Source organism: bacterium CG_4_10_14_0_2_um_filter_33_32, assembly GCA_002792735.1.
In the GTDB taxonomy this organism is placed as follows: domain Bacteria; phylum Patescibacteriota; class CPR2_A; order CG2-30-33-46; family CG2-30-33-46; genus CG2-30-33-46.
Genome location: PFOW01000041.1, coordinates 1 through 8,398, shown reverse-complemented (window position 1 = coordinate 8,398; position 8,398 = coordinate 1). Strand labels below are relative to the sequence as shown.

Sequence of the window (8,398 nt, the reverse complement as noted above, 5' to 3'; positions counted from 1 at the left end):
CAAATTAGTCTTATACCACAAGGCTTTGATATGCATATTGGAAACTCCTTAGTTATTTGCAGGAGTCTCAAATGTTTCGTAACTTATTCAGCGTTGCTTTTTGTTCACCAAAATTATCCTTTTTGAAAAAAATATACTGATATTCTTTAACTAATTCAGAAAAATGTTCTTTTAAAGCTCTAAACACTCCGATCCAATTTTCTCCTTTAACATTTAATGTTTCAGCCATTATTGAATCAATATTGTCTGATAATTTTTGAAAAATCGATTCCATATCAGTAATTTTAGGCATAATCGAACCTAAATGAACGTAATTTTTGACCCCTGCTGCTTTTAGTTTTTTTAAAGCATCAATTCTCTGTGATGGCAGGGATGAATATGGCTGAAATAGCCGATTGATTTTGTCATCATCAAAAACCAAGGTAAAACCAACCTCTATATCTTTAAATTTCTTTAAAATATCAATGTCCCTTAAAACTAGAATTGATTCGGTAAGGATTGAAACCGGAATATCATACCCAGATAAAATCTCTAAAATCTGTCTTGTTATCTGATACTTTTGCTCTATTGGCTGGTAACAATCAGTAACACTGGAAAGGAATATATTTTTAGGCTTAGTCTTCTTAAGCTCTTTTTCTAAAACTTCGGGCGCATTTATTTTTACATCAACAAAACTGCCCCACTCTTCAGAATGGTTAGTGAACCTCTTCATAAATCTTGCATAACACCAGACACAAGAATGCTAACATCCAACATATGAATTTATCACGTAATCAGCGCTTGGAATCCCGCTTTTTGTAAGAATTTGCTTTGCCTTTATTTCTTTGATTATCATAAATTAATTTTATCATGGAGTAATATTTGCTAAAGTTTCAGCTAAGTCTGCCCATGGTTTATATAGAAAACCAGGAAGTACATAAGTGGGACCATCAAAATTTTTAATCTTACTCTCTACTTCTTCAATCCCCCAACCGATATTTCCAACATTCCAACCCATCAGAAAATCAATATATTCTTTTCCTTGGCTATCATATAAATAGCTTCCTTTTGAACTTACAATTTCAATTGGAGTCGCAGAAACATCTCTCCCTAAATATTTTTTATCCTTCTCTTCTAAATTCATATGCTATTTTTCCTCCAATCTTCGATCGCCTGTTGATGTTTATAGGCAATTTTTAAAAGTAGCTTATCAGGTGAGAAAAATTTATATTCAGAATGTTCATCTGATAATCTAATTTTTCCTTTAGCAATTTCCCCTTCGTAGATTAAATCTAAATTAATGCCCCTTGGATCATTATCTATTCTATATACACCTATCAAACCATTGATTTTAATTGACACGCCAATCTCTTCGCTTGCTTCTCTCTTTAACACTTGCTCAACTGTTTCGTCGTAATTTACATATCCGCCAGGAAAACACCAATAATCTTTAAGAGGTTCTTTGGCTCTTTTCAAAAGAAGAATGTCTTTGCCTTTGTGCAATAAAATGCTTGTAACTGATTTTGGATTATTCCAGAATATAAAACCGCATTTTGTGCAATTTAGCCTTTTCCTTCCATCAATCTCTTTGAGCTTTAATGGATTCTTGCAAGAAGGACAAAATTTATATTGTTTTTCGTGAATACTTAGCATTAGATTTATTAATATCTTCCTTTATCTCTATTTTTCACTTTATCCAAGCTTTTTCTGATGGCTCTATCTAGATCCAAACCATTGGAATTTACATAACAAATCAAAGTATAAATAATATCTCCGATTTTTTCTTCGGCATCTTGCTCTTTTTCTGAATCCTTTTTCTTTTTAGGGCCATGCAAATGATTAACTAAGCGGGCTAATTCCCCTGTTTCTTCCATTAAACGAGCTAAAATTTGGTAAGGAGTCCAATACTCCCATCCATTTTCTTTAAAAGATTTATCTAATTCTTCCTGATATTTCTTCATAAAAATATTTTACCACAAAATAATCTCCCCATCTCGCTAAATCTGATATTTTTTGGTATCTTAATAGGAATGAAGATTAAACCAAAAACACTTATTACATATCTTCTAATAGCTATAAACGTTATTGTTCTTACGGCTATATTTATAATTGCTAATCGTAATACAGGCCACAGTCAAAACAGTAATAATCAAACCAACGCTGAGGAGAAAAAATTGAATACTTATAATAATGTTAGCGCTTCAGGGTTTAATGAATTAATCAAAAAGGGCGGAGTAGAAATTATCGATGTTAGAACTAAAGAAGAATATGATACGGGTCATATCAAAGGAGCAAAACTTATTCCGATAAATGATTTTGATAAAACTTTAGATAAAAACCCTTTGCCGCAAGATAAAAAAATATTAGTTTACTGTCATAGTGGCAACAGAAGCCGCACTGCCTCAACAAGCCTAATCGCAAGAGGCTTTAAAGATGTCTATAACTTAAAAAACGGCATCTTGAGTTGGGAACAAGCTAATCTGCCTTTGGAAAAATAATAATCTATTTAACTACCTTATATCGAACGCGTGTTATATTTTCGCCTAGTTTTTCAAATTCAATCGGAGATAGCTCTAAGATAAAATTGGCAAGGCTAAAAAGTGGAATCCCCTCTCCAATTAATACAGATTCAGTAATTAATATTACTTCATCAACAAGACCAGATTTAGCAAATGCAGTATTTATTTCCGATCCTCCCGTAACAATCGCTTTATCAAAACCTCTTTTTTCTAGTATATTCACAGCCCCTTGAGGGGAACTGGCAATCTGATAGCCTTCGCCAACCGCAAAATTTGGGTCGCGCGTAATTATAATCTTCACAGCGTCTTTAAAATCATCAAAGCTATAACCGTCAGCCCATCCCTTTACAGCATCATAAGTTTTTCTACCCACTATAAAACAACCATATTCGTTCACAAGTTCACAAAAAGATTCCCAATGCACATGCGATAAAAAATCTTCATTACCATTTTTATCAGCAATATATCCATTTAGAGATATTGCCATAGCTAAAGTAATTTTCATTAATATACACCTTTCATATAAATCTAGCTGTCGCCTTTTTGAAGCAATAAATCACTATAAGAAACCGAGATCAAATCTTCGGCAGATATTTTGAATAATTTCATATAATACTTACATTGTCTTAATAGTTCGTCCTTATCCGCTTTTTCATTTTCGCCTATTGCCTCTATCTCCACAAAAGTACCCAGATCTTTTACTGTATCTATATGAAATTTCACATTATCAATAAAATAAATTTCTCTTTGCTTGTCCACAACCACTAAAACGCCCAAAGATTTTATTAACACTTCCTTTAAAGAAATGTTCGACTCTGTTTTAAATAAAGCTATATCAGACTTTTTAGGGTCTTGTTTGTTTTCTCTATCATAAAAAATAAGCTGATTTTCAATATTTCCTTTCCTCAGTTTAAGTCTGCCGTTAGATACTTTAAAATAAGTATCTATTTGATGATCAGTACCCTTAAAATCCGCGTTATTGGACTTTAAAATCTCACGAACAAGGTCTTGATTGTTTGATTTTGCTTTAATTTCGATATTTATTAATGACATAATTTTTAGCTTAATGGTTTATCGGTTTATGGTGATAGGTAGCCATATTTTTCAATATATTTTTCAAAATTAGAACGGCTTGCGGAAGATAAAGTATCAACTTGGATTTCTTTTAATTCAACCCATTTTATTTCTTCACATTTTTCAGGCTCTATAATTTTAGGTTCACCAGAAACGTATTTTGCAACAAAAGAAGGAGAAACCCAGTGCTGTCCCTCCTCTTTTAAAATATGATTAACGACTTCTAATAGCTCGATAACTTCTATTTCAAAATCGTGTTCTTCTTTGATTTCTCTTTTTACGGCATCTGCACATTTCTCACCAAATCTAACGCCTCCGCCTGGAAAATCCCACTTACCTCTTTCGTTTCTAGCCTTTGACCCTCTCTTAGCGATAAATACTCTGCCTTCGGAATTAAAAATCATTGCCCCCGAACCAACACCTATATAATCTTTCCCTTTTATTAGTTTTTCTTGTGACATAATTACTCGTCATAAAATAACTTATTAACTTCTAATTGAAGATATAGAAAGCCGAATAAAATGGTCCATAAATTGGATATTTTAACACCCTTTTTTTGATAATCTTTAAAATGTTCTACTAGAACATTTTTAATTTTTAAAGATTGATAAATAAATATTGAATGGATAAATAATAATCCGGAAATTAATACTAAAAGAGAAGTTCCGTAATCCGAATATTTAATAACTAAATAGTGTGCAATAAATTCAACCAAGATAAAAATTAAATATGCCCCAACAAATGGATATGTAGATATTTTCTGTTTTGAATGTAGTTTATTTAGATATTTCCTCTGACCCAAAAACCATAGTGGCAAAACAAGGAATAAATATACACGGATAATAAAAGCTAACATTAGCAATCCACCAACCATTAACCAAACTGTCATTTTTACTGGCTTTTCGTTGCCTTTATCTTTTGTCTTAATGCTGATATCTTTACCACTTGATCTCATTAATACAGCACCACAAAAAGGACAAAATTCGGATTCTGCGTCTATTTCTTTATGGCATTCAACGCAAGATCGAAAATATTCTACTTTTGTATTAGTCTTGCTCATCAATCTTTCCCTTTAGTTAATTTTTTTTGTAACATTATTATCTAGCTGATTCTGCTATCTTAAATAATTCATTATCTGTTATATATGATTTTTTAATAGTAGCCATTGATACCCAAACGCCATTTTTTTCGAAAATCAGTATTGTTCGCTCTTTACTCTCACTTTTAAAAATATAGTAACTATTGCCTTTTTTGTTTACTAATCTGGAATCTTTTAGATCCGACTTTATAGTAGATTCGTTAACTATTAAAAGCTTTTCCAAGTCCGTAACATTTTTTGGGTTGTTAAATACTAAAATTGCTTTTTCGTTACCTACCTTATTGCCTGGAATACCTGTAAGCTCTATACTTTGTGGTATGTAATTAAAATAAATCGGTTTTTTACCTAATATACTTTCAATCTTGGAGTAACCGATAAAAGATTTTTCATAACTACCCCACCAAGCATTACCAATAAAAATTATGCAGACCAAGAGTATAATAACTCCATAAATATATAAAAATATCTTCTTCGTACCTGATATTTTATCTTCATAGCTATTAAACTTATTACGACTAACTATTAATAAAATAAACATTATAAAAAACAATAAATAACTTATTATGTTTAAAATTGATAACTGTGAAACTTTAGGAATATCTCCCTGACCTGCAATTTGATTTAATTTCGATAAAAAAGAACCTAAAGCAATTCTTGTAATAATTATGTTAAAAATAACTACTAATGGGAAAAACATAGCCAATACCCAAGAAGACTTGTTCATCGTTCTTATTTTGAATATCATATAAAAAAAGTAAAAAGATGCTATAGAAGACGGCATAATAAGAAAAAACATAATCGGAGAAAGCTTAAAGATAAACGAGATATCTCCAGATGACCTACCTAGTACACTAGCCAAACCGACAAGAACATATAATCCATATATTGACCAAACGAAAATTAACAAAAAACCTATGGTTAATATGTTCTTTATTATCTTATTATCTGAAAATACAGCATCTGCTTGAAAATTATTAATACCTGTCTGAGCTGGGTATAAATTATTTTCGTCCATACTTACCTCTTATTGATTACATCTGATATTCAATGTAAAGCTTTTTATTGTTAATATCTAGGACGCCGATTGTCCATGCATAATCTTGCGGTGATTCAATTGATTCGCTCATTTTTTCGATCGGCTCATCGCATGAATATCTTTTAAAATAATGAGGCAGTTCATCATAACGATAGCGAGAAAAATGACAGCGATATATACCGTTAGTGACACTGCCCATTTGATTTTTAAGAATAAGTTCTTTTTTTGATTTTAGAGCATTCGAAGTTAAGGGCGCTTTATTCCATTCTAAAGATTTTTCTGTAAATTTTTTATCAATTTCTGGTGATCTAAACTTAAATGAAACAGGCTCCCAAGCTCTTTTATCTTCTGTCTTTTTTAGATAATCTGCAAATTGTGCATCATTAAATTGAAAAATAGCGGTAATGTTAAGCCCTTCCCTACCAAAAGTACCATCAGTTTGCGGAGAATTAGAAAAAGATTCTAACTTAACATCAGATAAAACGTTAAATAATGATCTAATGTTTTCTTCGTCCCGACTAGTAAAAGTTTTACTTTCCGGCCTTATAAGAAGTTTAGCTCCGAAAAGTAACGCAACTAATAAAATAACAACAACAATTATTATTTTTTTCATAAACTTAAGTTTTTAAATCTAAATTGGGGTGGCTAGAGGGAATCGGACCCTCGCTAGCGGGACCACAACCCGCAGTTCTACCATTAAACTATAGCCACCATATAATTAAGTTAAAAGTAAAAAGTAAAAATTAAAAAGTTAAAAAACTAAGACTTCTTTATTATATAGTTTTTTACTCTATTTTTCACCTACTCAATAACTATCGCCGCCCTCAAAATTGGTATTATCGGTTTTAAAAGCTAAATATTTTCACGCTTGATCTGATTCATTCCGCGTACTATGCATTTCATTGGCTTCGCAAATAAGGATATCTCCCGGAAAACACTCATGTTCTTTACCTTCCACAATAAAAATCCCCTTACCTTCTAGGAAATAAAAAATCTCCGTGGTCTTTTTATGATAATGATCGCCGGCGATCCCGTGCGGATCAATTATTATCATCTGCACTAAAACTTTATTTGAAATAAGATCAACATTCTTAATAAAAACGTCTTTCTTATAACCCTTGCCTTCTACTAATGTCCCCTGCCCAGATTTAATAAATTTCATAAGTGCTCCTATGGTATTCTTGCCAAGGATTCAACCCTTAGCAAGCGAATACTCTAATTAATGTTTTGTTATAGATATGGAAGAATTTTCGCCAGCATTCATTACAGCCTCTCCCCCTATTGGGAAAGTTATAATTGGTGAGGTATGACCAAAATCCATATTGGCAACGACTGGGATATCGTTTAATTCTTTTTTAGTTTTAACTATTTTAATTAAAAGATCATTAGTCATTTTAGAGACAACTTGAAACCGGCCGATTACTATCCCCTTAATCTTGTTAAAATTAGGTTGCTGAACTAATGATTGAAAATGTCTGTCAAATTCAACCACATCAGCACCTTTTGTATATGCATCATCTTCAAGAAATAAAATAGAATTACTTAAATCCGGCATAAATTCTGTTCCAAAAAGCAAACTTAGTGTGCCCAAATTACCGCCTAAAATTTTTCCTTCAGCTTGCCCGTTATTTACAACCCACAAACCATCATTTTTTATTAAGCTCCTCTTTTCCTGATCCATATACCAAATATCATCGCTCCATTCAGATGAAGGTAAAATTTCATAATCATCTTTGTCCATACAAGCCTTTTTAAAATAATCCAAAGTATAATCAAAATAAATTTTTTGCCCAAAAGATGAATAGTGCGGGCCCGAATAAATTACTAGACCGGTTTTTTTATAAATAGCGTTTTGAAGAATTGTAATATCGGAATAACCGCAAAATATTTTAGGATTATCTTTAATAAGGTCCCAATCAATAGAATTAAGCAACTGATTGGAATTATAGCCGCCGATTACAGTTAATATCCCCTTTACGTTTTTATCCGCAAAAGCGTCGTGTAAATCCTTAATTCGCGATTCTATACTGGAAGATGCAAAATCGTCCATTTCTTCAATATGTTTGCCAAAAGTAACCTTAAACCCTAAATCCGATAACCTTTTATTGGCAATTATTTTTGCTTCATCACTAATTAAAGCCATTGATCTTGCCGGAGCAATAACTCTAACTTCATCACCTAGTTGTAATTTATCCGGTATTATCATTAATAATCTCTACTTAAAATTATGGTGCTGTATTCTTAAAATAGTTCGAACGCATTTCGCCGCCTGCGGCGGCGACTATCAGCCCCCCAAAAATTAAGCGGCTTCGCCGCGCTCTTTGACAATTTCAAGTTTTTCTATGAGCTAACCATAGCTCATTGCAGTAAATTCTTTTGATTTATTATTGACGGTATAAATTCAAAACACAAAACTACTTAGCTACCCATCCACCATCAACAACTAAAACTTCGCCATTGACAAAATCTGATTCATCAGACGCTAAATAAACAGCGGCCATCGCAATGTCTTCTAGTTCACCTAATCGAGGATAAGGAGTTGAGCTCTCTAAAAATTGTTTTGTGGCTGGGTCAGTAATCATATCTTTTGTCATCGCGGTTTTAATCACCCCGGGAGCGATGCAATTGACATTAATTTTTTTCGGAGCATATTCCAAAACCATTTCTTTAGTTAAAGCAATTATTCCGCCT

14 protein-coding genes and 1 tRNA gene are annotated in these 8,398 nt (G+C 32.2%); 1 reads left to right on the top strand and 14 read right to left on the bottom strand.

Annotated elements, in window-relative coordinates; all coding sequences use genetic code 11:
- Positions 1 to 67 precede the first annotated feature (67 nt).
- The 4 genes from COX95_02660 to COX95_02645 all read right to left on the bottom strand — a co-directional run bounded on the left by COX95_02660 (position 68) and on the right by COX95_02645 (position 1,940).
- A complete protein-coding gene (locus COX95_02660) occupies positions 68 to 712 on the bottom strand; it encodes a radical SAM protein (protein ID PIZ85937.1) in 645 nt (214 codons plus the stop codon).
- Between the two features lie 135 nt (positions 713 to 847).
- A complete protein-coding gene (locus COX95_02655; protein PIZ85936.1) occupies positions 848 to 1,123 on the bottom strand; it encodes a hypothetical protein in 276 nt (91 codons plus the stop codon).
- Complete coding sequence (locus COX95_02650; protein ID PIZ85935.1) at positions 1,120 to 1,632, bottom strand: hypothetical protein; 513 nt, start codon at positions 1,630 to 1,632, stop codon at positions 1,120 to 1,122. The genes COX95_02655 and COX95_02650 overlap by 4 nt, the downstream gene beginning before the upstream one ends.
- Before the next feature lie 8 nt (positions 1,633 to 1,640).
- The gene (locus tag COX95_02645; GenBank protein PIZ85934.1) at positions 1,641 to 1,940 is read right to left on the bottom strand and encodes a nucleotide pyrophosphohydrolase; all 300 of its coding nucleotides are present in this window, start codon (positions 1,938 to 1,940) and stop codon (positions 1,641 to 1,643) included.
- Positions 1,941 to 2,009: 69 nt separating this feature from the next.
- Here COX95_02645 and COX95_02640 point away from each other — a divergent pair, with 69 nt between their 5' ends.
- Positions 2,010 to 2,477 carry a hypothetical protein gene (locus COX95_02640; protein PIZ85933.1) on the top strand — a complete coding sequence of 156 codons (468 nt, stop codon included), beginning with the start codon at positions 2,010 to 2,012 and terminating at the stop codon, positions 2,475 to 2,477.
- 4 nt (positions 2,478 to 2,481) lie between these two features.
- Here COX95_02640 and COX95_02635 read toward each other — a convergent pair whose 3' ends face one another.
- From COX95_02635 to COX95_02590, 10 genes are all read right to left on the bottom strand, one after another.
- Positions 2,482 to 3,003, bottom strand: coding sequence for a hypothetical protein (locus COX95_02635; GenBank protein ID PIZ85932.1), 522 nt, complete (start codon positions 3,001 to 3,003; stop codon positions 2,482 to 2,484).
- A 23-nt stretch (positions 3,004 to 3,026) separates the two neighbouring features.
- Entirely contained in the window at positions 3,027 to 3,551 is a 525-nt protein-coding gene (locus tag COX95_02630) for an adenylate cyclase (GenBank protein PIZ85931.1), read from the bottom strand.
- Between the two features lie 26 nt (positions 3,552 to 3,577).
- On the bottom strand, positions 3,578 to 4,033 hold the full coding sequence (locus COX95_02625) for a DNA mismatch repair protein MutT (protein ID PIZ85930.1): 456 nt from the start codon (positions 4,031 to 4,033) through the stop codon (positions 3,578 to 3,580).
- Positions 4,034 to 4,035: 2 nt separating this feature from the next.
- On the bottom strand, positions 4,036 to 4,632 hold the full coding sequence (locus tag COX95_02620) for a hypothetical protein (GenBank protein ID PIZ85929.1): 597 nt from the start codon (positions 4,630 to 4,632) through the stop codon (positions 4,036 to 4,038).
- A 37-nt stretch (positions 4,633 to 4,669) separates the two neighbouring features.
- Positions 4,670 to 5,686 (bottom strand): hypothetical protein, encoded by a 1,017-nt coding sequence (locus tag COX95_02615; protein PIZ85928.1) that lies wholly within the window; start codon positions 5,684 to 5,686, stop codon positions 4,670 to 4,672.
- A 16-nt stretch (positions 5,687 to 5,702) separates the two neighbouring features.
- The gene (locus tag COX95_02610; protein ID PIZ85927.1) at positions 5,703 to 6,320 is read right to left on the bottom strand and encodes a hypothetical protein; all 618 of its coding nucleotides are present in this window, start codon (positions 6,318 to 6,320) and stop codon (positions 5,703 to 5,705) included.
- Between the two features lie 24 nt (positions 6,321 to 6,344).
- Positions 6,345 to 6,418 (bottom strand) — tRNA-His (locus COX95_02605).
- Positions 6,419 to 6,569: 151 nt separating this feature from the next.
- On the bottom strand, positions 6,570 to 6,869 hold the full coding sequence (locus COX95_02600) for a hypothetical protein (GenBank protein ID PIZ85926.1): 300 nt from the start codon (positions 6,867 to 6,869) through the stop codon (positions 6,570 to 6,572).
- Positions 6,870 to 6,926: 57 nt separating this feature from the next.
- On the bottom strand, positions 6,927 to 7,910 hold the full coding sequence (locus COX95_02595; protein PIZ85938.1) for an LD-carboxypeptidase: 984 nt from the start codon (positions 7,908 to 7,910) through the stop codon (positions 6,927 to 6,929).
- A gap of 211 nt (positions 7,911 to 8,121) precedes the next feature.
- The coding region (locus COX95_02590; protein ID PIZ85925.1) for a hypothetical protein at positions 8,122 to 8,398 on the bottom strand (277 nt) is incomplete at its 5' end.